Source organism: Pseudomonas sp. TMW22090, assembly GCF_022496665.1.
GTDB lineage: Bacteria > Pseudomonadota > Gammaproteobacteria > Pseudomonadales > Pseudomonadaceae > Aquipseudomonas > Aquipseudomonas gregormendelii.
Genome location: NZ_SCFH01000005.1, coordinates 201,535 through 223,179, shown reverse-complemented (window position 1 = coordinate 223,179; position 21,645 = coordinate 201,535). Strand labels below are relative to the sequence as shown.

Genomic DNA, 21,645 nt, shown 5'->3' with positions numbered 1-21,645 from the left:
CGCATACGTCTTTACTTGTACATACAAGCATATGCAATCAAGCGGCCAACTTGCTGGATGGCTGTTCAAGAAAAATCCTGAGCGGGGCGCAGAGCCTGTAGATCAAGGGCTTTGAGGAAGATGAAATTTTTCGCGAGGATTTTTCGAGAGAGGGATAGCTTGTTACTTCAACCGGGACTTGCGCCACGCTGGGGCGTTCGGTAACAAAGTGGTGCGCGATTTGGAACGTTGAAAAGCAAAAGATCGTCCGAAGGCTCGGGCCGCGATCGGACGATCTTTTAAGGATTGCGAATCAGCGTGCGATCAGCTCGATCACACAGCACGGCCCGTTACTGAAGACTTCCATTAAACCGGCATTCCCATCAAGTTGCAGGCAATCATGGCGCCCCAACTGCGCGTCACTGTTACCAACCTTCACTTGCAGCGCTTCGGCAATGCTGAACACCAGCACCGTCCCGGCCGAACTGAAAAACCGCTGTTCGCCATCCAGCCACTGCAACCGCGCGCTGTAGCGCTGCGGCGCATAGATCAGGTTGAAGTCGCGGATCGGCCCGTCGAGCAATGTGCAGGACACCTGGCTCTCGCCGCTAAAGGCAAACGGGTCCAGCGGTAACAATGGCCGTGTGTCCTGGCCATCAACGCGCAGGGTCATGCCCTCGCCTTGCAGCACGGTGATCACGCGCTCGTAACCGGCGAACATCGAGAAGCCGCCCGACTCGGCAATATCGGCAATCGACAGGCGCCAGCCGAAACCATCCAGGCCCGTACCCGCATCCCGGGTAATTTCCTCAGTGCAGCCACCGCCGTTTTTCCACGGCATGCGTGGGTAATCTTTAGCGCGTAAAACCTTCATGTTCATTTATGGAACCGACCTTCCAGACGATGACGGGAACCGGGGTGGATCAACCGGGCGGCAGTCACCGGCTGACGCCCCGACCAGGTCCGGCGACGAATCAGCAGGCATGGCTCACCCTTTTCAATTTGCAGCAGCTTGCATTCGCTGGCCTCAGCCAGTATCGCCTCGACCACATGCTCGCCTTCGGTCAGCGGTGCGACCTGGTTCAGGTAGGCGTACGGCGTTTGGAGGGTGAAGTCCTGCTTGAGGTAATCCGGGGCCACCAGCGCGTTAACAAAACGGTCTTCGATCTGCACCGGAATATCATTCTCGAAGTGCACGATCAGCGAGTGAAATACCTTCTGGCCTTCGCGCATGTCCAGCGCCAGTGCACGCTCGGAGCCGGCAGCCTCTTCTTCCAGGGTGATCACCTTGCAGGTGTGACGATGGCCGCGAGAGGCGATTTCGTCGGCGATGTTGTGCACTTCAAACAAGGCCGACTGGCTTTTCGGCTCGGCAACGAACGTACCCACACCCTGCATACGCACCAACAGGCCGTCGGCCGTCATCTCGCGCAGGGCACGGTTGATGGTCATGCGGCTGAAACCCAGCTGGCTGACCAGTTCGCTTTCCGACGGCACGCGGTAATGCGGCGGCCAGTTACCACTGTCGATTTGCTGGGTGATCATCTGTTTGACGCGGGCGTACAGGGGCGCCGGACTGTCGCCCATGTTCGCGGCCAACGGAGAGACAGCAGGCGGAGTCGGCACGGTTAATCCTTGTTCATCTGGATGAGATTGCTAGCTTGCCGGAGTTTACCGACGAGGCAAACGTCTGTATATGTATATACAAATAACACACGATGGGGTGCTGAACCATGTCCGCCTTCTTTGCCGAACGCGCGCTGCTGCCTAACGGATGGGCCAATGATGTACGTCTTGAGGTCAGCGCCGATGGCGTGCTGACCCATGTCCAGGCCAATTCTCAAGCAGATGGCGCCGAACGGATAAAGGGGCCGCTGCTGCCGGGCATGCCAAATCTGCACTCCCACGCATTCCAGCGGGCGATGGCCGGGCTGGCGGAAGTGGCAGGCAACCCGAACGACAGTTTCTGGACCTGGCGCGACCTGATGTACCGTCTCGTCGGAAAAATCAGCCCGGAGCAGCTCGGCGTCATCGCTCGTCAGCTGTACATCGAGATGCTCAAGGCGGGCTATACGTCGGTCGCCGAATTTCATTACGTGCACCACGACACCAGCGGCCAGGCCTATGCCGATCCTGCAGAACTGGCGCTGCGTATCAGCCAGGCGGCGGCGTCCGCCGGCATCGGCCTGACGCTGCTGCCCGTGCTCTACAGCCATTCCGGCTTCGGCGGCCTGGCGCCGAACGAGGGTCAGCGGCGCTTTATCAACAGCACCGAGAACTACCTCAAGCTGCAGTCGCGCCTGCAGCCGATCCTGGCCGGGCAGCCGGCGCAGTCCCTGGGTTTGTGTTTCCACTCGTTACGCGCCGTCACGCCCCAGCAGATCAGCGAAGTACTGGCCGCCAGCGACACCCAATGCCCGGTGCACATTCATATTGCCGAGCAGCAGAAGGAAGTCGATGACTGCCTGGCCTGGAGCGGTCGTCGGCCACTGCAATGGCTATACGAAAACACCGAAGTCGACCAACGCTGGTGCCTGGTCCACGCGACCCACGCCAACTTGGAAGAGGTTACGTTGATGGCCAGGAGTCGCGCCATTGCCGGCCTGTGCCTGACGACTGAAGCCAATCTGGGCGACGGTATTTTCCCGGCGGTGGACTTCCTTGCTCAGGGCGGGCGCATGGGGATCGGTTCCGACAGCCATGTGTCATTGAGCGTGGTGGAGGAGTTGCGCTGGCTGGAATACGGCCAGCGTCTGCGTGACCAGCGGCGTAACCGCCTGTATGGCGCCAATCAACCGATGGTTGGCCGCACGCTATATGACGCGGCACTGGATGGCGGCGCCCAGGCCCTGGGTCAGCCAATTGGCGCACTGGAAGTCGGCAAGCGGGCGGACTGGCTGGTGCTCGATGGCAACGATCCGTACCTGGCAACAGCCAGCGGTGACGCCATTCTCAATCGCTGGCTGTTTGCCGGTGGCGATCGCCAGGTGCGCGATGTGCTGGTCAATGGCCAGTGGGTCGTGCGCGACGGGCGCCATGCCGGCGAAGAAGAAAGCAGCCGTGCGTTCACCCAAGTCCTGCGCGATCTATTGGGTTAACGCAAAACGAAATGTGGGAGCGAGCCTGCTCGCGATGAGGCCGTCATATCCAACAGAGATATTGGCTGACAGACCGCTATCGCGAGCAGGCTCGCTCCCACAGTTTTGATCTTCGGTGCCCGCTAGTTCGAAGTCTTCGCCATCTGCCTGTCGGAAGCACGCCAGATCAATCGCGTGGTGTCGTACCCCTGCTGTCGTGCCTTGCTCAGCAGCTCTTCGCGCGTTACGCCGTTGACGGTGGGGCTGCGTGACAGCAACCACAGGTAACGACGGCTCGGATCGCCAACAATGGCAGTCTTGTAGTCGTCGCTGACGTACAGCACCCAGTAATTGCCCTTCGCTACACCCGGCAGCAAGCGCGAAAACCAGTTGTCGAATTCGACCCACAGCTTGTCGGTCTTGCCTGGCACTTGTGGCCAGGCGGTGCCTTTGGCCTCTTCCCATTGCCAATCCGCCGTCAGGCAGCGGTTCAGCACCAGCACATTACCGTCGGGCTTGAGGGTGTAACGGGCTTCGGATTGCGCACAGTTGCGCTGGAAGTACATCGGCAGGCGCGCCAGCTCATACCAGGTGCCTTGATATTTCTTCAGGTTGACGCTGTCGACCGTTTTCGGCGCCAGCGACTCATCGCCAGAAGTGGCGCAGCCGGCCAATACCAGGCCGGCCAAAAGAACAAATAATAACCGCTTCATTGTTTTTCTCCCGTGGGCGCGAAGCCCCGGTTTACTTCAGGCCTTGGCCAGAAAACATCAACACTTTGTCACCGGCGTACTGCACGCTGATAAAGCTGTTCTTGTCGCCCCAGGTGCAACTGGACATACCGAGCGCGCCGGAGCAATCGGTAGGCTTGCCCAGCAAGGATTCAACCTCCGCCTTAGGCATGCCCGAGGACAACTTCGAATAGTTTTCCTGATTGACCTTGCTGCATGCGGCCAACAGCACGCAGAACGAAAGCAGGGCGATAGAGCGCAGCGACATGGTGTAGCTCCTGGGGCGAAGGGGGTTGGCATGGCTGCCAAGCAGAAGCTTAGAAGAGAAAACCCCAATCTGGTTCCCCGGCCGGCAGGCTATTTGTCGAGCCACTCGTCTGCCATGTTCCGAAAAATCAGCGACTTTGCCGCGCCATTCATCATTTCGTCAATTTTGCACCAGGACGCCTAATCTTTGGCGCGGTGCGGTCGACACATCATGTAGGAGCGAGCTTGCTCGCGATGGATGCCAACGATAACGCGGTTCGATTCACGACACGCGATTATCAAACTCCCTCGCACGAGCAAATCGCGACCACACCAGTCCCTCCGCGGTAGCTCACTTAATGACCAGAAACATGAAGTTCAGCCACAAGATCCTGCTGGCTGCCGCCCTCGTGGTGGCCGTTGCATTCGCCTGTTTCATCCTGTTCAACGACTACCGCCAGCGCCAGACCCTGCGCAGCAGTACCGAAGCATCGATGCAGGAACTGGGCAGCCTGACCACCAGTAATATCCAGACCTGGCTGGAAAGCCGCATTCAGTTGCTGCAATCGCTGTCCCAGCAGATTGCAATCGACGGCTCAGCGCCCGCCAGCCTCAAGCGCGCTATCGACCTGCCGGCCTATACCAGCAATTTCCAGCTGAGCTATTTCGGCGGCAGCGACGGCGTGATGTTCTCGGTCCCGGCCGGCAATCGCGCCGCCGACTACGATCCCCGCGCCCGCGGCTGGTACAAAGCGGCCAACAGTGCACAACAAACGGTGGTCACTGAACCCTACATCGCAGCGTCCTCAGGCAAACTGGTGATCACGGTGGCAACGCCAGTGCAACGCCAGGGCCAGATGATTGGCGTCGCCGGTGCAGACATCGACCTGTCCAGCGTCAGCGCGATCATCAACTCGCTGAACTTCGGTGGCCACGGCCATGCGTTTATCGTCAGCGCCGACGGCAAGATCCTGATCCATCCGGACAGCAACTTTGTCCTCAAGAGCCTGGCCGACGCCTACCCCAATGGGGCACCGACCGTGAGCCCGGGCCTGAAAGAGGTCGAGATCGACGGTAAAAGCCAGTTCATCTCCTTCACTCACGTCAACGGTGTGCCTTCGGCGGACTGGTACGTGGCACTGGTGCTCGACCAGGAAACCGCGTTCGCGATGCTCAGCGAATTCCGCACCTCGGCGATCATTGCCATGGTGATTGCGGTGGTGATCATCATTGCGCTGCTGGGCATGCTCATCAGCTTCCTGATGCAACCGCTGCTGACCATGGGCCGTGCCATGCACGACATCGCCGAAGGTGAAGGCGACCTGACCCGGCGCCTGACTATCCACGGTCATGACGAATTCGGCGCGCTGGGCACTTCTTTCAACCGCTTCGTGGAACGTATCCATACTTCCATCACTGAAGTGGCGTCCGCCACCGGCCAGGTCAACGAAGTCGCCCTGCGCGTAGTGGCAGCTTCGAACTCGTCGATGTTCAACTCCGACCAGCAAGCATCGCGCACCAGCAGTGTGGCTGCGGCGATCAACGAATTGGGGGCCGCCGCCCAGGAAATCGCCCAGAATGCCGCCCTCGCCTCGCAACATTCGAGCGATGCACGGGCCCTGGCCGAAGACGGCCAGCAGGTGGTCGACAAGACCATTGCCGCGATGCAACAGCTGTCGGCGAAGATCAGCGATTCCTGCGGCAACATCGAAACGCTTAACAGCAACACGGTGAACATCGGGCAGATTCTGGAAGTGATCACCAGCATCTCCCAGCAGACCAACCTGCTGGCCCTGAACGCAGCTATCGAAGCGGCACGTGCCGGTGAAGCCGGGCGTGGGTTTGCCGTGGTCGCCGATGAGGTACGCAACCTGGCGCACCGCACCCAGGACTCGGCGCAGCAGGTACAGAAGATGATCGAGGAACTGCAGGTCGGCGCCCGGGAAGCGGTGAGCACCATGACCGATAGCCAGCGTCAGAGCGAAAGCAGCGTCGGCATCGCCAACCAGGCCGGGGAGCGCCTGGGTAGCGTGACCCAGCGTATCGGTGAGATCGATGGCATGAACCAGTCGGTAGCGACGGCCACTGAGGAACAGACGGCGGTCGTGGAGTCGATCAATGTCGACATTACCGAGATCAACATGCTGAATCAGGAAGGTGTGGAGAACTTGCAGTCGACGTTGCGGGCATGCTCGGATCTGGAGCAGCAGGCGGCGCGGCTTAAACAGTTGGTGGGTAGCTTCAGGATTTAAACTGCTTTCACGGGCCCCATCGCCAGCAGGCTGGCTCCCACAGGGGATTGTGAACGACACAAACCCAATGTGGGAGCCAGCCTGCTGGCGATGACGGCATCAGCCGCAAGGAAAATCTAGAACCTTGAACCAGGCCCCGAAAGAAACGCCAACTCTTCAGCCGTCGAATCCCTTCCCAACACTGCATTGCGATGCGGAAACCGCCCAAACCGCGCAATCACCTTCTGATGCTTTTCGGCGTAATTCAGGTAATCGGTAAACAACGCCTGATCACCCTCCGGTTGTTGGTTAACCAGATCGATGTACCGCGAAACCGCCTCGTTCTGCACCGCCAGATTCTCGCAATGCTCAAACACCAGGTAGATGAATACCCGCTGAATCGGCTGCAACTGCCGATCAAAATCCGCAGCAATGCCTTGGGCTACCAAGGCTTGAGCCCTGAGGTCACCGCAAAAGGCTTTGGGAGAGTCGCGATAGATCATGCGTGGCAGCTGATCGAGCAACAGCACCAGGGCCAGCCAACCGTCGGGGCGTTGCGCCCAGTCAGTCAATCCGCCGGCCAGCGCCTGCTCGACCCAGTCCCCGAAACGCGTCTGCGCCTCGAGGTCCTGGCGGTCGTGCTTGCCGAACCATAACTTGCCCTTGTCAGCCGCTACATCGCTGGGGGCCTGGGCTGAGCCAAACCACCATTCGAGCAACGGCTGCCAGGGCGCGGTCATGTTTATTCCTTGTGGTAAGCCGTTACGCGGGCGACTTCTTCCTTCGAGCCCAGGTACACCGCTACGCGCTGGTGCAGGCCTTCCGGCTGGATGTCGAGAATGCGCTGGTGACCATCGGTGGAAGCGCCGCCGGCCTGTTCCACCAGGAACGACATCGGGTTGGCTTCATACATCAGGCGCAATTTGCCCGGCTTCGACGGCTCACGGCTGTCGCGTGGGTACATGAACAGGCCGCCACGGGTCAGGATACGGTGCACATCGGCCACCATCGCGGCAACCCAGCGCATGTTGTAGTTCTTTTTCAGCGGGCCCTCATCGCCAGCCAGCAGTTCGCCAACGTAGCGCTGTACCGGAGCTTCCCAGTGACGCTGGTTGGAGGCATTGATCGCGAATTCCTGGGTGCTTTCAGGAATCGTGATGTCTTCGTGGGTCAGGACAAAGCTGCCCATTTCACGGTCCAGGGTAAAGCCCTTGACGCCATCACCCAGGGTCAGCACCAGCATGGTTTGCGGGCCGTAGATCGCGTAACCGGCAGCAACCTGCTGGGTACCTGGCTGCAGGAAGGCCTTTTCGTTCAGGGCTTCGTTCTGGCTCAGGTATTCAGTTGGGCAACGCAGTACCGAGAAGATGGTGCCGACTGGCGCGTTGATATCGATGTTGGACGAACCGTCCAGTGGGTCGAATACCAGCAGGTAGGCGCCTTTCGGGTATTTGCCCGGGATCTGGTAGGCATTGTCCATTTCCTCGGACGCCATGCCGGCCAGGTGACCACCCCACTCGTTGGCTTCGAGCAGGATCTCGTTGGAGATCACGTCGAGTTTCTTCTGCACTTCGCCCTGGACGTTTTCAGTGCCCATGCTGCCCAGAACACCACCCAGGGCGCCTTTGGATACGGCGTGGCTGATTTCTTTACAAGCGCGCGCCACCACTTCAATCAGGAAACGCAGATCGGCAGGAGTGTTGTTGCTGCGGGTCTGCTCAATCAGATAGCGACTCAGGGTAACGCGGGACATGGAAGGCTCCGGTGGAATGGGGGGGCTGGAAACCCGCGCAGTTTAACGCGAGTCGGGGCGCATTTCCTCCTATCAGACGTGAGATGCCCAATAGAGTTCATGCGCGGGGTTTAGCGTAGTTCGAAACAGGTAAGGATGTGAGCTTGGACAGGTTGGCCGTTTAGAGAATTTCTTTGTCAGAAAGTCAGTCTTCTCAGGAATTCGCCGGCGGTTTGCGCAACAGGCTGAATGCCATCGCCGCCAGAAACACCACACTCAAGAGCAACACCGCCCACAGCCCGAATGTCTTCCAGTTGGTGGCGGCGGTGGCAGCAGTGGTCACTGTAGACGTCGGCGCCACCACCACTCCGGCATCTACGGATGCCTTGCCCAGCGCCGCCAACTTTTGCGCGCTGTAATCCGGGATCAGCGTCGACAACGGCAGGTTCGCCGCCTTCGCCGTCGCACTGCCAAGCGCCAGGGTGTAAGGCCCCTCCCCGCGTGCCAGGAACACCAGCAGCGTAGAGCGCACGGCAAATTTCAGGGTCGGCGCCTGCGCGCCCAAGCCACCGCCGCGCTCGTCGACGACCAGCTTCAACTGCTGGACGGTCTGCCCGGCCAACTGCAACTCGTTCTGCACCACATCCTGGCCATTCTGGGTCAGGCGGTACAACAAACCGCTGCCCAACGGCCGCCACGGCAGGCTGCTTTCCCGACGCCCGGACACCGTCACCGGCGCCAGGCTGTTGGCCTGATCCAACTCAACCTGGATGCGCTCCACGTTCAGCCCCGTCGGCAACTGCCAGATGTACTCACCAGCCTTGGCGCTGCTGGCGCCCAACGGCTGCGACCAGACCAACGGCAGCGGCAAGCTGCGCCCGCTGGCGCTTTCCAGTTGCGCCGAGGTCAGGACAGGCGCCGACTGCGCCGTGTTCCAGAGCAGGCGCAGGTACCGCGCCGATTGCCCCGGCAACCCCACCTCACGCTGCTCCACCCGCTCGTCGGCAAAGGTCAGCCGAGCCACCTGCCCTTCTCCCCAGGATTGCCAGTGCTGCAAGTCGTCGCTGGCCTCAATGGTGAAACGCTGGAAGCCGTCGCGCTCACTGGTCCAGTCGAGTATCAACTGCTGCAGGGGCGCCTTGATCCCGCTGGCATCCAGCAACCAGCCGCGCAGCACTTCTTCGCCCGCCTCGAGTTGACCGGCTGGTTGCACTTCCACCAGCGTACCGTCACCGCTCGATCGCACCTTCACGCTCGGAGCGCGCTCAGTGGAGTCGGCGGAGGCGTACAGCGGGAACCATTTCACGTCGGTCAGCACTGGCTTCTCGCTGGCCTGCGCCGATTCCCGAGCCAGGGCATAGGCCTGTGGCTCGCCTGCGGCATTGAACACACGTACATCTGCGAGATCGGTCTGGCGTGCATTCAATTGCACGCTCATCGGTAGATCAAGGCGATACCACGGCCCCTCACCGCTGATCGACAACGGCACCTGGGTGCTGAAGTCTGCCGGTTTTTCCTGGGCGCCGGCCGACAGCGTCACGCCCAGCGCAACAACGCCCAACCAACCCAGGCTCAGCTTCTGACTCAAGACGAAACTCCTTCGGTTTGCGGGGCCGGTTTATCCGCCTCCGCCGCAGCTTCGGCGCGCTTGGGCGGCAGCGGGGCGAAATAGCCCACCACCAGCAGCAACACCCCGACCCCAATGAACGACACAATCCGCGCCAACCCGCCACGGTTGCTCAGCTCAACAAAGAACAACTTGGCAACCACCACACCGATCAGCGCGGCGCCGATCAACCAGACCTCGCGCCGATGACGCAGGTGACCACCAATCATCAGGCTCAGTGCCATCAAGGTCCAGACGATCGACAGCCCGGCCTGCACCCGCATGGATTCAAGCAATGCATCGAGCTGGAATGGCACGCCAGCCCAATGATGGGCGGTGCGCATCACCAGGACGGTGAAGAAGGCGAACAGCGAGACGCCTGCGATCATCTGCGCAGCCTGGTTGAAATAGTTGCTGCGCAGCGCCAGTTGCGCCACTGCACTGCGCGCCCAGATGAATACGCCGAACAGCGCAAACAACAGGCCCAATTCCAGCGGATTGATCAACGGTACATAGGGCAAAGGGTCGGCCGAACCGTCGCTGACACTGTTCGCCAGCCAGAACCAGCCAAGCATCAACAGCGCCAGTGGCGCGGCCGCATAGACCCGGTACTCGCGGGGATAGGCCGCCACCGGCCATGGCCAGCTGCGCGGCGCCACCATCAGCACCAGGTAGACGCTCGGCAGAATCGCCCAACCCAGCCAGCGCCAGGCATTGTACTGCTCGGACAACAGCAGCAAGGCGTAGCGCAACTCCAGGGCCAGCACGCCGATCAGCAGCCAGCAGCCGAGCACGTGGGCGATGCCGAGTGCGCGCTCGGGCACCCGCGCAGCCAGTCGCCGCAGCGAGATGAAATGCACGGCGAACACCGCGACCCACACCAGCCAGCCAAAATCGGCAGCCGGATGAAAACGGCCATGCAGCGCGTCCAGCAGCACCAGGGCGGCAGCAGGTATCAGCGTAAGACAGAGCAACCCCAGCGAGGCCCACTGCAGGCGCAGAGCGAGCACCGTCCACAGCGCGACGCTCACCGCCAGGACGGCCAGCAACAATGTCGCTTGCAGGTCCACTGCAGCGAAACGCTGGATGTCCATACCCCAGGCGATCGCCCACCAACCCGCGCCCCACACCAGCAATACGTCGGACAACCGCTTCAGGCTGAACGCACCGAACCTCGCTGCAGGGTTGCCAAACTGCAGGCACCAGGCCCCGACGAACGCTGCCAGGCCCAAAGCCATTGGCGTCCAGAACCCGGTGTGCGCCAGTGGACGCAAACCTTCGCTGGCGAACTGAGCGAAAAATCCCGCAGCCGACAGCGCGAAACCCGCGCCACCCAGCAACTGGACGGCAAATGCCGTGAACAGGAACGTGCGCGACGGCAGGCGCAGGCCGACAACCAAGGTCGCCAGGCCGGCCAACGCCCAACTGATCGCCGTACCCTGGGTCAGGAAAAACAGCGGCGCCAACAGATAGAGGAAGATCAGGCCCAGGCACGCGAGCACCGGCAGCCCCTTACGTTCCCAAGGTGCAGTGTGCGCAGCAGACGCTGTGCGCAATTGGTGGAAGCTGAACAACAGCGCCGCGCCAAGCATCAACGCGCCCAGCATTGCGCCTTGGAGCAAACTGCTGTCACCGAATCGCAGCTCGCTGAGAAACATCAGCGCCGAGCCCAGCTGCAAGAGCAAGGCAAAGGCGCGGGCCAATGTTCGCTGCTGACGCAGGCCAAGCCAGAGGATACCGGCCCCCTCAATAGCCCAGGCCGCAGACGTCCAGCGTGCATCCAGCCCCAGGGGAATCGCCAGGCTGGCGAAGATCACCCCGAGGGCGAGACAGGTTTCCGCCAACAACAGCGCCCGGGCCCCCATCAGCCAGCGGGCCAGGCCCATGTAGATCATGCCCAATGCCAGGGCACTGAACGCAGCGGCCAACTCCAGATGCTGGACCAGCACAAACTGCAGGCCAAAGCCCACCAGCGGCGGGCCGAAGAGCAGGGTGCCGTCGACGTAATCGCCCTTGCGCGCCGACCAGCGCAACAGCGCATCGCGACTGTCGTCCTCGGGAGTGTCGCTCATCTCCAGCAATTTGCGACGGGCGAACAGCAGGCCGATGGCCAGGTACATCAGGAAGAACAGGATCAGGAACGGCTCGGTGCTCCACAGCAGCTCCGGCGTATAGGAACGCAGGCCCCAGGTGAAGCCGATGCCGAAGGTGCCAACAAAGCCGATCACGTTGAGTAACCGCCAGGCCTTGAACCAGGCGATGGCGAGGATGCCGGCATTGAGCAGCGCGAAGTAGCTGAACAACGCGACGTGGCTGCCGGCGCCGGTCGAAGTTAGCAGTGGCGCGGCAAAACCGCCCAGTGCCGCAGCGGCGGCCAGGCCCAGGGAGTCCTGCCGGATGGCGAGGATGGCGGAAAATACTGTCACCGCCACCAGCAGGCCCAGGGCTGCGGTCGGGTCCAGCAGCGGATGCAGGCGCATCGCGGCGAACACCGTGAGGTACAGCACCGCGATCCCGGTGCCTTGGAGTATCAGCGCATAGTTATTGTTGCGCGTGCGCAACCACCAACCCAGCCCAAGCAGGCTCAACGCAGCCGCCGCCACCCCGGCGTACCGCAACTCGATCGGCACTACCATGCCTTCGGTGGCGTACCGCAGCAGGAACGCCAGCCCGAGGAACAACAGCACCACGCCGACCCGCAGCACGGTGTTGCCGCCGAATAACCAGGCACGGGCACCATCGATAGCCCGTTCGATGAAGGTGGGGCCGCGTGGAATCGCTGGCTCCAGGGGTTCGCGGGCGACCGGTTCGGCCCTCCAGGCATCGACGGGCGGCGGAGGCCTCGCTTCAGAGGCTGCGACGGTAATCGGCTCGAGCTCGGGTGGAAGCTCCCAGACAAGTTCGGGCGCTTCAACAGGGATGTCGTCAAGCATGAACTCAGGAGCAGGCTCCGGTGCCTGCGGCGCCCTCGTGCCGGACGTTTCGAGCGAAGCCAGACGTTGCTGCAGCGCCAGCAGGTCGACTTGCGCCTTCTGTAGCTGCAACTGTTGCTCGGTGGCTTGCAAGGCCAGACGGCCGATACGAATGGCCTGCCCGATACCCAGGCCGAGTAACGCACCCAATAGCGCATCGCCCAACGACTCGTCGAGCACCCAGCCGAGCACCAGCCCTATGAGCATGAAAATCCATTGCATGGTCGATATCCCTAAGCGCAGTGGCCAATCCGGGAAGATTAGCGCAGCCCGACACGAAAAGATCGCAGCCTTCGGCAGCGCCTACACAGGAATACGTCCCCCTGTAGGAGCTGCCGAAGGCTGCGATCTTTCCGGCGCCATTATATCCAGCCGGGCGGCTACTTACTCCAACGCTTTCCAGATATCAGTGGCGTACTCGCGAATCGTCCGGTCGGACGAGAACCAGCCCATTCGCGAGGTGTTCAGCACCGCCGAACGCCACCATTCGTTGGAATCGTGCCAGTGCGCTTCGACCCGCATCTGCGCGTCCCAGTAGGAGTCGAAATCGGCGCAGACCAGGAAGCGGTCGTAGTCGATCAGCGAATCGATAAAGCCCGCGTAACGGGATGGATCATCCGGCGAGAACACCCCGCCGCGAATCGCCTGCAGCACATCGTTGAGTCGATGGGACGCTGCAATGTCCGGCGTCGCATTGAACTCGTGGTTCTGCTTGCGCGCTTCAACCTGCTGGGCACTGAGGCCGAAGATGAACATGTGCTCGGCACCGATGCGCTCGCACATCTCCACGTTGGCACCGTCGAGGGTACCGATGGTCAGCGCGCCGTTCAGGCCGAACTTCATGTTGCTGGTACCCGACGCCTCGAAGCCCGCCGTGGAAATCTGCTCCGACAAGTCCGCCGCCGGAATAATACTTTCCGCCAGGCTGACGTTGTAGTTGGGCAGGAACACCACCTTGAGCAGACCGCGCACGGTCGGGTCGTTGTTGACCACACGAGCGATGTCGTTGGTCAGCTTGATGATCAACTTGGCCTGGTGATAACTGGCAGCCGCCTTGCCGGCGAAAATTTTCACGCGGGGTACCCAGTCGATTTCCGGCTCGGCACGAATCGCCTGATAAAGCGCCACGGTGTGCAGCAGGTTGAGCAGCTGGCGTTTGTACTCGTGGATCCGCTTGACCTGCACGTCGAACATCGCCGCCGGGTTGACGGCGATACCCAGGCGCTCGTGAATGATGTAGGCCAGGGCCTTCTTGCTGTGCAGGCGCTGCTCGGCGAACGCCTTGCGGAAGGCGGCTTTCTCGGCGAAGGGTTCAAGCTCGAGCAAGCGCTCTTCCGGGTTGTCCAGCAGGTCCGGACCCAGGGCATTCACCAGCATTGAAGTCAGCTCGGAGTTGGCCTGGTAGAGCCAGCGGCGGAAGGTGATGCCGTTGGTCTTGTTGTTGATCCGCTCCGGGTACAGCTTGTGCAGCTCGGAGAACACGGTTTTGCGCATCAGCTGGGTGTGCAGGCCGGACACGCCATTGACGCTGTGGGAACCGAGGAACGCCAGGTTGCCCATGCGCACGCGGCGGCCATTGTCTTCCTCGATCAGCGACACCGCGCGCAACACGTCGAAGTCGTGTATGCCCTTGGCCCGCAACGAGTCGATGTGCTGGGCGTTGATCAGGTAGATGATCTGCATGTGTCGCGGCAGCATGCGTTCCATCAGGCCGACCGGCCAGGTCTCCAGCGCCTCGGGCAGCAGCGTGTGGTTGGTGTACGAGAGCGTATCGACCGTCACCTGCCACGCGGCATCCCATGCCACGTCATAGACGTCGACCAGTTGGCGCATCAGTTCGGCTACGGCGATCGATGGGTGCGTATCGTTGAGCTGGATCGCCGCGTGGTCACCCAGGGTCAGCACCGAGGTGTGCATGTTGCGGTGGCGGCGCAGCAGGTCCTGCAAGGAAGCAGCCACGAAAAAGTATTCCTGGCGCAAACGCAGTTCCTGCCCGGCTTCTGTGCTGTCCGCCGGGTAAAGCACACGGGAAATACTTTCGGCCCGGGCAACCTCGGCAACGGCGCCCAGGTGGTCACCGGCGTTGAAGCGCTCCAGGTGCAGATCTTCCATGGCGCGGGCGCGCCACAACCGCAGCGTGTTGACGCTCGCCCCGCGCCAGCCGACAACCGGGGTGTCGTAGGCAATGGCGCGAACGGTTTCTGCCGGTGTCCAGACCTGCTTGGTCTTGCCGTTCTCGTCAGTGACGGTCTCGACACTGCCACCAAAGCCGATCGGGTAAACCACTTCCGGGCGCTCGAACTCCCACGGGTTGCCGAAGTCCAGCCAATGCTCGGTTTGCTCCTGCTGCCAGCCATCCACGATGGCCTGGCGGAACAAACCATGCTCGTAACGAATGCCGTAGCCATGGCCGGCGATGCCGAGCGTCGACATGCTTTCCATGAAGCACGCGGCCAGGCGCCCGAGGCCGCCGTTACCCAGCGCCGCGTCAGGCTCCAGCAGGCGGATACGTTCAAGGTCGACACCCAGCTCGGTCAGCGCTTCGCGCGCAACATCAAGCAGGCCGAGGTTGCTCAGGCTGTCATAGAGCAGACGGCCGATGAGGAATTCCAGCGAGAGGTAATAAACGCGCTTCTGGCCTTTACGGTAGATCTGCCGGGTGTGATCCATCCAGTGCTCGACCATGTGATCGCGCGCCGCCAGGGCAATGGCTTCGAACCAGTCGTGGTCGAAGGCGTGATCCGGGTCTTTGCCCACCGCGTAGGTGAGTTTGGTCAAGACGGCGTCGCGGAATGCGGCCACCTCTGCTTCGCGAACAAGTGGTTCTTGAGTCATCGATAAGACCTCGAGCGAGCGTGGAGTAGTTGAGCCTAGACGGTCTGACAGGCCGTGGAGAGTCTGGTTCGGCAGTTTTTCCCGTTAGTGCGAGATAGGTCGACATTACCTTGTCGTATGCCGGAAAGAATGCAGGGCCCGTGCCGGATTAACGAAGCCGATAAGCCGCGCAGGAAAAAAACTGGCGAAAGGTTGTTCAAAAATCCACCAGTCCCGGTATGATCGCGCGCCCTGATGCACACGCTGGTAACAACCGATGATGAAACCCAACCTGATCGCCGCTGCGGAGATCGATCGCCTCGATACCTGGGCCAAGTATTCTGCACCGATGTGCGGCTCTTGTGTGTCCAGCTGCTGCACCCTGCCGGTCGAGGTCAAGATCAAGGACCTGATCCGGATCGGCATCGTCGACGAATTCGAGCGCGGCGAGCCGGCGAAAAACATTGCCAAGCGTCTGCAGAAGGAAGGGATCGTCGAGCGTTACAGCCAGAAGACCGAGATCTTCACCCTTCAGCGCATGAGCAACAACGATTGCCTGTACCTGGATCGTAAGAGCCGTCTGTGCACTATTTATGAAAAGCGCCCGGATACTTGCCGCAATCACCCCAAGATCGGGCCGCGGCCAGGGTATTGCGCTTACAAGCCCAAGGAAGTGGTGCGCGAGACCAGCAGCTCGCGGCGTACCCTTGAGAAGTTCTGATCCAGAATCTCGCTGACTGACCGGGCCTCATCGCTGGCAAGCCAGCTCCCACAGTAATTGCGGTGTTTGACGCTGAACACTGTGGGAGCTGGCTTGCCAGCGATGGCATCGGCCCTGACAACATCGAAATCCCAGACAAACAAAAACGCCCCCGATCTCGCGATGGGGGGCGTTTTTTTGTCTGCTAACTAAACGACTTAGTTACCGGACTTCTTGGCAGCGCGGGTACGCTCGCTTTCGCCCAGGATCTTCTTACGAAGACGGATGGACTTAGGAGTGACTTCGCACAATTCGTCTTCTTGAACGAATTCCAGAGCTTGTTCCAGGGTGAAACGGATAGGCGGAACCAGAGCGATGGTTTCGTCTTTACCCGAAGCACGCATGTTGTCGAGCTTCTTGCCTTTGGTTGGGTTGACGCCCAGGTCGTTGTCGCGGCTGTTGATGCCGACGATTTGACCTTCGTACACGTCTTCACCGTGACCCAGGAACAGTTTGCCACGAGCTTGCAGGGTTTCCAGCGAGTAAGTCAGAGCCTTACCGGTAGCAACCGAAACCAGCACGCCGTTCTGACGGCCGGACATGTCGCCGGACTTCATCACGTCGTAACGGTCGAAGATCGAGGTCAGGATGCCTGCACCGGAGGTCAGGGTCAGGAACTCGTTACGGAAACCGATCAGGCCACGTGCCGGGATGTTGTACTCAAGGCGCACACGGCCCTTGCCATCCGGAACCATGTTGGTCAGGTCGCCTTTACGGATACCGATCTGCTCCATGATCGAACCTTGCGATTCTTCCGGCAGGTCGATGGTCACGTTTTCGTACGGTTCGTGCTTCACGCCGTCAACCATGCGGATGATCACTTCCGGACGACCAACACCCATTTCGAAGCCTTCGCGACGCATGGTTTCGATCAGTACGGACAAATGCAGCTCACCACGGCCGGAGACCTTGAACTTGTCGGCGGTGTCGCCTTCTTCAACGCGCAGGGCAACGTTGTAGAGCAGTTCCTTGTCCAGACGTTCTTTGATGTTACGGCTGGTGACGAACTTGCCTTCACGGCCGCAGAACGGCGAGTCGTTAACCTGGAAGGTCATCGAAACGGTTGGTTCATCAACGGTCAGCGGCTTCATCGCTTCAACGTTCTGTGGGTCGCACAGGGTGTCGGAGATGAACAGCGACTCGAAGCCGCTGATGCAGACGATGTCGCCGGCAGCTGCTTCTTCAACGTCAATGCGGTGCAGACCGTGGTGACCCATCAGTTTCAGGATACGGCCGTTACGGCGCTTGCCGTCAGCGTCGATCGCAACAACCTGGGTGTTCGGCTTGACGCGACCACGAGCGATACGGCCAACGCCGATAATGCCCAGGAAGCTGTTGTAGTCCAGTGCCGAGATTTGCATCTGGAACGGGCCGTCACGGTCAACTTTCGGTGCTGGTACGTTGTCGACGATCGACTGGTACAGCGGAGTCATGTCTTCAGCCATGTCGGTGTGATCCAGACCGGCAATGCCGTTCAGGGCCGAGGCGTAGACGACTTTGAAGTCCAGCTGTTCTTCGGTGGCACCGAGGTTGTCGAACAGGTCGAAGATCTGGTCCAGAACCCAGTCCGGACGCGCGCCTGGACGGTCAACCTTGTTGATGACCACGATCGGACGCAGGCCGGCTTCGAAAGCCTTCTTGGTCACGAAACGGGTTTGCGGCATAGGGCCGTCTTGAGCGTCAACCAGCAGCAGAACGGAGTCAACCATCGACATTACGCGTTCAACTTCGCCGCCGAAGTCGGCGTGGCCCGGGGTGTCCACGATGTTGATGTGGTAGCCGTTCCAGTTGATGGCGGTGTTTTTCGCCAGAATGGTAATACCGCGCTCTTTCTCCTGGTCGTTGGAGTCCATCACGCGCTCGTCGTTGAGCTCGTTGCGCTCCAGGGTGCCGGATTGACGCAAGAGTTTGTCTACCAGGGTGGTTTTACCATGGTCAACGTGAGCAATGATGGCGATGTTGCGTAGATTTTCGATCACTTGTGTATCTCGATCAGAGGATTCGGTGTGCTGACAAGTCTTGGCAGCGATTAACAGTAGAGTCAGGCCTTGCCGTTACAGCTTGACGGCAGAGTCGGGGGGCCGGTGACGCAGGCCACAGGCAAACAGCCCCGGGCTCTTAGCTCGGTCGATAAACGCGCACATTGGCATGCCCCTCACTGAGCAAATGGTGGGCATGCAGGCGACTCATCACGCCTTTGTCGCAATACAGCAGGTACTGGCGAGTAGGGTCCAGTTCCTTGAAACGAGCGTTCAATGCATAAAACGGCATCGTTTGTACCTCAATGCCCGCGAGGTCCAGCGGCTCGTCTTCAGCGGCATCCGGATGACGGATGTCGATGACGATCTGACCTGCCAGTGCTTCGCCGACTTCTTCGATTTGCAAGTCCTGGCCCAATTCGTCGATCACGCGATCGATCGGTACCAGCTTGGCGTTCTCAAGCGCACGCTCGAGAACCGCCATGTCGAATTCTTTCTCTTCGTGCTCCACGCGCGGACGCTTGGCGTGGGTCTTGGGGTTCACCGAGATGACCCCGCAATATTCCGGCATGTGCTTGGCGAAATCGGCCGTACCGATTTCGTTGGCCAGATCGATGATGTCCTGCTTGTGGCTGGCGATCAGCGGTCGCAAGACCAGCTTGTCAGTCACGCAGTCGATCACGGACAGGTTCGGCAGCGTCTGGCTCGACACCTGGGAAATCGCTTCACCGGTGACCAGCGCCTCGATCTCCAGCCGATCGGCAATACGGGAAGCAGCGCGCAACATCATACGCTTCAAAACTACGCCCATATGACTGTTATCGACTTTCCCGAGAATTTCTCCCAGTACTTCCTCGAACGGCACACTGACAAATAACACGCGTTGGGAGCTGCCGTACTTCTTCCAGATGAAGTGCGCGACCTCCATCACCCCCAATTCATGGGCCCGCCCGCCCAGGTTGAAGAAGCAGAAATGGCTCATCAGCCCGCGGCGCATGATCTGGTAGGCGGCCACCGTTGAATCGAAGCCACCGGACATCAGCACAAGCGTCTGCTCCAGGGCACCCAGCGGATAACCGCCGATGCTGTTGTGCTGGTTGTGGATCACGAACAACCGTTTGTCGCGAATTTCGATACGAACTTCGATTTGCGGCTCTTTCAGCGAGATTCCGGCGGCGCCGCACTGACGACGCAGCTGGCTGCCGACGTATTTCTCGACATCCATGGAGCTGAATTCATGCTTGCCGGCGCGCTTGCAGCGCACCGAAAAAATCTTCCCGGCCAGGGCATCACCGAAGTGCAGCTTGCACTTGGCGACGATGTCGTCGAAGTCACCCAATGGGTACTCGTCGACCTGCAGGAAATGCGCAATGCCCGGCATGCAGCTCAGGCGCTCGGTCATCTCCTTCAGGGCCTTGGGCTCGCTCACGCGGGTTTCCAGCTCGAGATTGTCCCACACACCGTTCACCACCACGGCCGGGTCCAGGTCGCGGAGCACGGTGCGGATGTTCTTGGCCAACTGGCGGATGAAACGCATCCGTACCGGGCGGCTCTTGATGGTGATCTCGGGGAAGACTTTTACGATTAGTTTCATGAAAACAGCGCGCGCTGGGCCAGCCGAAAAAGGGGGGCGCGGATTATAGCGGAAATTGCTCAAGGTTTAACCAGTTAATATGCAGAACCTTTGCCGCGCACCAAAACGGGTCATTTGTGTGATTATGCGCCACATAAAGGGGCGAGTTTTGCCGTTTATGAACGCCATACATCTATATAAGCGTGAATATGGGGCGAAAAACCCATGCTGGGGCACTGGCATGCAATTTGCTCCCTTGTGAGGCAGGTTGCCTTGGCAGAGTATTCGCGCCGGCATCACCCACATTCCAAGGGCCATCCACTACCAAAGCCCGAAGCCACCCGGAGGACACTATGTCGAAGTCGGTTCAACTCATCAAAGATCATGACGTCAAGTGGATTGATCTGCGCTTCACAGACACCAAAGGCACTCAGCACCACGTGACCATGCCGGCTCGCGACGCGCTGGATGAAGCTTTCTTCGAAGAAGGAAAAATGTTCGACGGTTCCTCCATCGCTGGCTGGAAAGGCATCGAAGCCTCCGACATGATCCTGCTGCCAGACGACAGCACGGCCGTTCTCGACCCGTTCACCGAAGACCCAACGCTGATCCTGGTCTGCAACGTGATCGACCCGTCGACCATGCAAGGCTATGACCGCGACCCGCGCGCCATCGCCCACCGCGCCGAGGAATACCTGAAGTCGACCGGTATCGGCGACACCGTATTCGTTGGCCCGGAGCCAGAATTCTTCATCTTCGACCAAGTGAAGTTCAAGTCCGACATCTCCGGCTCGATGTTCAAGATTTACTCCGAACAAGGTTCGTGGATGTCCGACCAGGACATCGAAGGCGGCAACCATGGCCACCGTCCAGGTATCAAAGGCGGCTACTTCCCGGTTCCACCGTTCGACCACGACCACGAAATCCGTACCTCCATGTGCAACGCCATGGAAGAAATGGGCCTGACCATCGAAGTTCACCACCACGAAGTGGCGACTGCCGGCCAGAACGAAATCGGTGTGAAGTTCAACACCCTGGTAGCCAAGGCTGACGAAGTTCAGACCCTGAAATACTGCGTACACAACGTTGCTGTCGCCTACGGCCGCACCGCGACCTTCATGCCTAAGCCACTGTACGGCGATAACGGCTCGGGTATGCACGTTCACCTGTCCATCGCCAAAGATGGCAAGAACACCTTCGCAGGTGAAGGCTATGCCGGCCTGTCCGACACCGCCCTGTACTTCATCGGCGGCATCATCAAGCACGGTAAGGCCCTGAACGGCTTCACCAACCCGTCGACCAACTCCTACAAGCGTCTGGTCCCAGGTTTCGAAGCACCGGTCATGCTGGCCTACTCGGCTCGCAACCGTTCCGCTTCGATCCGTATTCCTTACGTGTCGAGCCCACGCGCTCGCCGTATCGAAGCCCGCTTCCCGGATCCAGCAGCCAACCCGTACCTGGGCTTCGCTGCACTGCTGATGGCTGGCCTGGACGGCATCCAGAACAAGATCCACCCTGGCGACGCAGCTGACAAAAACCTGTACGACCTGCCGCCTGAAGAGGCCAAAGAGATCCCACAAGTTTGCGGCAGCCTGAAAGAAGCCCTGGAAGAGCTGGACAAAGGTCGCGCGTTCCTGACCAAAGGCGGCGTGTTCTCCGACGACTTCATCGACGCTTACATCGCTCTGAAAAGCGAAGAAGAAATCAAGGTCCGCACCTTCGTACACCCACTGGAATACGAGCTGTACTACAGCTGCTGATCCGGTAGCGCCAGCACTCGCGGCGTGACAAAAAGAGGCCTCCTTCGGGAGGCCTTTTTTATGCGTACAAGATCAAAAAATCGCAGCCTTCGGCAGCGCCCACAGGCGCGTAGGAGCTGCCGAAGGCTGCGATCTTTGCTCCTGCTTTTTCATACCGAAATATTAACGAGTTGGGTCAAGCGCCA

The 21,645-nt window shown here is 60.2% G+C and carries 16 protein-coding genes; 5 read left to right on the top strand and 11 right to left on the bottom strand.

What is annotated here, in order from left to right; translation table 11 throughout:
* Window positions 1-292 precede the first annotated feature (292 nt).
* Together EQV97_RS16140 and hutC are read right to left on the bottom strand one after the other, a co-directional pair.
* Entirely contained in the window at window positions 293-859 is a 567-nt protein-coding gene (locus tag EQV97_RS16140; protein WP_240889257.1) for a HutD family protein, read from the bottom strand.
* The gene (hutC, locus tag EQV97_RS16135) at window positions 856-1,566 is read right to left on the bottom strand and encodes a histidine utilization repressor (protein WP_172435301.1); all 711 of its coding nucleotides are present in this window, start codon (window positions 1,564-1,566) and stop codon (window positions 856-858) included. Before hutC ends, EQV97_RS16140 begins: the two co-directional genes overlap by 4 nt.
* Window positions 1,567-1,712: 146 nt before the next feature.
* Between hutC and EQV97_RS16130 the strand changes: the two genes are divergently transcribed.
* Window positions 1,713-3,077, top strand: a complete 1,365-nt coding sequence (locus EQV97_RS16130) for a formimidoylglutamate deiminase (RefSeq protein WP_240889256.1) — start codon at window positions 1,713-1,715, stop codon at window positions 3,075-3,077.
* 122 nt (window positions 3,078-3,199) lie between these two features.
* Here the strand turns inward: EQV97_RS16130 and EQV97_RS16125 are convergent, their stop codons facing one another.
* Together EQV97_RS16125 and EQV97_RS16120 are read right to left on the bottom strand one after the other, a co-directional pair.
* Window positions 3,200-3,769 (bottom strand): lipocalin family protein, encoded by a 570-nt coding sequence (locus EQV97_RS16125; protein ID WP_122841454.1) that lies wholly within the window; start codon window positions 3,767-3,769, stop codon window positions 3,200-3,202.
* Between the two features lie 31 nt (window positions 3,770-3,800).
* The gene (locus EQV97_RS16120) at window positions 3,801-4,055 is read right to left on the bottom strand and encodes an outer membrane protein assembly factor BamE (protein ID WP_225569287.1); all 255 of its coding nucleotides are present in this window, start codon (window positions 4,053-4,055) and stop codon (window positions 3,801-3,803) included.
* 30 nt (window positions 4,056-4,085) lie between these two features.
* Here EQV97_RS16120 and EQV97_RS16115 point away from each other — a divergent pair, with 30 nt between their 5' ends.
* Both EQV97_RS16115 and EQV97_RS16110 read left to right on the top strand, forming a co-directional pair.
* Complete coding sequence (locus tag EQV97_RS16115) at window positions 4,086-4,238, top strand: hypothetical protein (RefSeq protein ID WP_163019555.1); 153 nt, start codon at window positions 4,086-4,088, stop codon at window positions 4,236-4,238.
* 154 nt (window positions 4,239-4,392) lie between these two features.
* Window positions 4,393-6,285 carry a methyl-accepting chemotaxis protein gene (locus EQV97_RS16110; protein ID WP_205896078.1) on the top strand — a complete coding sequence of 631 codons (1,893 nt, stop codon included), beginning with the start codon at window positions 4,393-4,395 and terminating at the stop codon, window positions 6,283-6,285.
* Window positions 6,286-6,401: 116 nt separating this feature from the next.
* Here EQV97_RS16110 and EQV97_RS16105 read toward each other — a convergent pair whose 3' ends face one another.
* The 5 genes from EQV97_RS16105 to EQV97_RS16085 form a co-directional block, all read right to left on the bottom strand.
* Window positions 6,402-7,004, bottom strand: a complete 603-nt coding sequence (locus EQV97_RS16105; RefSeq protein ID WP_122841451.1) for a DUF924 family protein — start codon at window positions 7,002-7,004, stop codon at window positions 6,402-6,404.
* 2 nt (window positions 7,005-7,006) lie between these two features.
* Window positions 7,007-8,017 carry a class 1 fructose-bisphosphatase gene (locus EQV97_RS16100; protein ID WP_122841450.1) on the bottom strand — a complete coding sequence of 337 codons (1,011 nt, stop codon included), beginning with the start codon at window positions 8,015-8,017 and terminating at the stop codon, window positions 7,007-7,009.
* A gap of 193 nt (window positions 8,018-8,210) precedes the next feature.
* Window positions 8,211-9,584 carry a DUF3999 domain-containing protein gene (locus tag EQV97_RS16095; RefSeq protein ID WP_240889255.1) on the bottom strand — a complete coding sequence of 458 codons (1,374 nt, stop codon included), beginning with the start codon at window positions 9,582-9,584 and terminating at the stop codon, window positions 8,211-8,213.
* Window positions 9,581-12,796, bottom strand: coding sequence for a DUF2339 domain-containing protein (locus tag EQV97_RS16090; RefSeq protein WP_240889254.1), 3,216 nt, complete (start codon window positions 12,794-12,796; stop codon window positions 9,581-9,583). Before EQV97_RS16090 ends, EQV97_RS16095 begins: the two co-directional genes overlap by 4 nt.
* A 162-nt stretch (window positions 12,797-12,958) precedes the next feature.
* The gene (locus EQV97_RS16085; protein WP_122841447.1) at window positions 12,959-15,409 is read right to left on the bottom strand and encodes a glycogen/starch/alpha-glucan phosphorylase; all 2,451 of its coding nucleotides are present in this window, start codon (window positions 15,407-15,409) and stop codon (window positions 12,959-12,961) included.
* A gap of 259 nt (window positions 15,410-15,668) precedes the next feature.
* Between EQV97_RS16085 and EQV97_RS16080 the strand changes: the two genes are divergently transcribed.
* Entirely contained in the window at window positions 15,669-16,109 is a 441-nt protein-coding gene (locus tag EQV97_RS16080) for a YkgJ family cysteine cluster protein (protein WP_045062033.1), read from the top strand.
* Between the two features lie 197 nt (window positions 16,110-16,306).
* Here EQV97_RS16080 and typA read toward each other — a convergent pair whose 3' ends face one another.
* The gene (typA, locus tag EQV97_RS16075; protein WP_122841446.1) at window positions 16,307-18,127 is read right to left on the bottom strand and encodes a translational GTPase TypA; all 1,821 of its coding nucleotides are present in this window, start codon (window positions 18,125-18,127) and stop codon (window positions 16,307-16,309) included.
* Window positions 18,128-18,266: 139 nt separating this feature from the next.
* Entirely contained in the window at window positions 18,267-19,721 is a 1,455-nt protein-coding gene (gene thiI / locus EQV97_RS16070) for a tRNA uracil 4-sulfurtransferase ThiI (protein WP_122841445.1), read from the bottom strand.
* Window positions 19,722-20,053: 332 nt separating this feature from the next.
* On the opposite strand from thiI, the gene glnA reads away from it, so the two are divergent.
* Entirely contained in the window at window positions 20,054-21,460 is a 1,407-nt protein-coding gene (gene glnA / locus EQV97_RS16065; RefSeq protein WP_045061991.1) for a type I glutamate--ammonia ligase, read from the top strand.
* Window positions 21,461-21,645 lie beyond the last annotated feature (185 nt).

What these genes read in the sequence shown, in the direction of transcription:
- glnA (WP_045061991.1), top strand. Translation starts at nt 20,054, where the DNA reads ATGTCGAAGTCGGTTCAACTCATCAAAGATCATGACGTCAAGTGGATT.
- EQV97_RS16130 (WP_240889256.1), top strand. Translation starts at nt 1,713, where the DNA reads ATGTCCGCCTTCTTTGCCGAACGCGCGCTGCTGCCTAACGGATGGGCC.
- EQV97_RS16080 (WP_045062033.1), top strand. Translation starts at nt 15,669, where the DNA reads ATGAAACCCAACCTGATCGCCGCTGCGGAGATCGATCGCCTCGATACC.
- EQV97_RS16110 (WP_205896078.1), top strand. Translation starts at nt 4,393, where the DNA reads ATGACCAGAAACATGAAGTTCAGCCACAAGATCCTGCTGGCTGCCGCC.
- EQV97_RS16125 (WP_122841454.1), bottom strand. Translation starts at nt 3,769, where the DNA reads ATGAAGCGGTTATTATTTGTTCTTTTGGCCGGCCTGGTATTGGCCGGC.
- EQV97_RS16100 (WP_122841450.1), bottom strand. Translation starts at nt 8,017, where the DNA reads ATGTCCCGCGTTACCCTGAGTCGCTATCTGATTGAGCAGACCCGCAGC.
- EQV97_RS16120 (WP_225569287.1), bottom strand. Translation starts at nt 4,055, where the DNA reads ATGTCGCTGCGCTCTATCGCCCTGCTTTCGTTCTGCGTGCTGTTGGCC.
- EQV97_RS16105 (WP_122841451.1), bottom strand. Translation starts at nt 7,004, where the DNA reads ATGACCGCGCCCTGGCAGCCGTTGCTCGAATGGTGGTTTGGCTCAGCC.
- EQV97_RS16090 (WP_240889254.1), bottom strand. Translation starts at nt 12,796, where the DNA reads ATGCAATGGATTTTCATGCTCATAGGGCTGGTGCTCGGCTGGGTGCTC.
- thiI (WP_122841445.1), bottom strand. Translation starts at nt 19,721, where the DNA reads ATGAAACTAATCGTAAAAGTCTTCCCCGAGATCACCATCAAGAGCCGC.
- hutC (WP_172435301.1), bottom strand. Translation starts at nt 1,566, where the DNA reads ATGGGCGACAGTCCGGCGCCCCTGTACGCCCGCGTCAAACAGATGATC.
- EQV97_RS16140 (WP_240889257.1), bottom strand. Translation starts at nt 859, where the DNA reads ATGAACATGAAGGTTTTACGCGCTAAAGATTACCCACGCATGCCGTGG.
- EQV97_RS16085 (WP_122841447.1), bottom strand. Translation starts at nt 15,409, where the DNA reads ATGACTCAAGAACCACTTGTTCGCGAAGCAGAGGTGGCCGCATTCCGC.
- EQV97_RS16115 (WP_163019555.1), top strand. Translation starts at nt 4,086, where the DNA reads ATGGCTGCCAAGCAGAAGCTTAGAAGAGAAAACCCCAATCTGGTTCCC.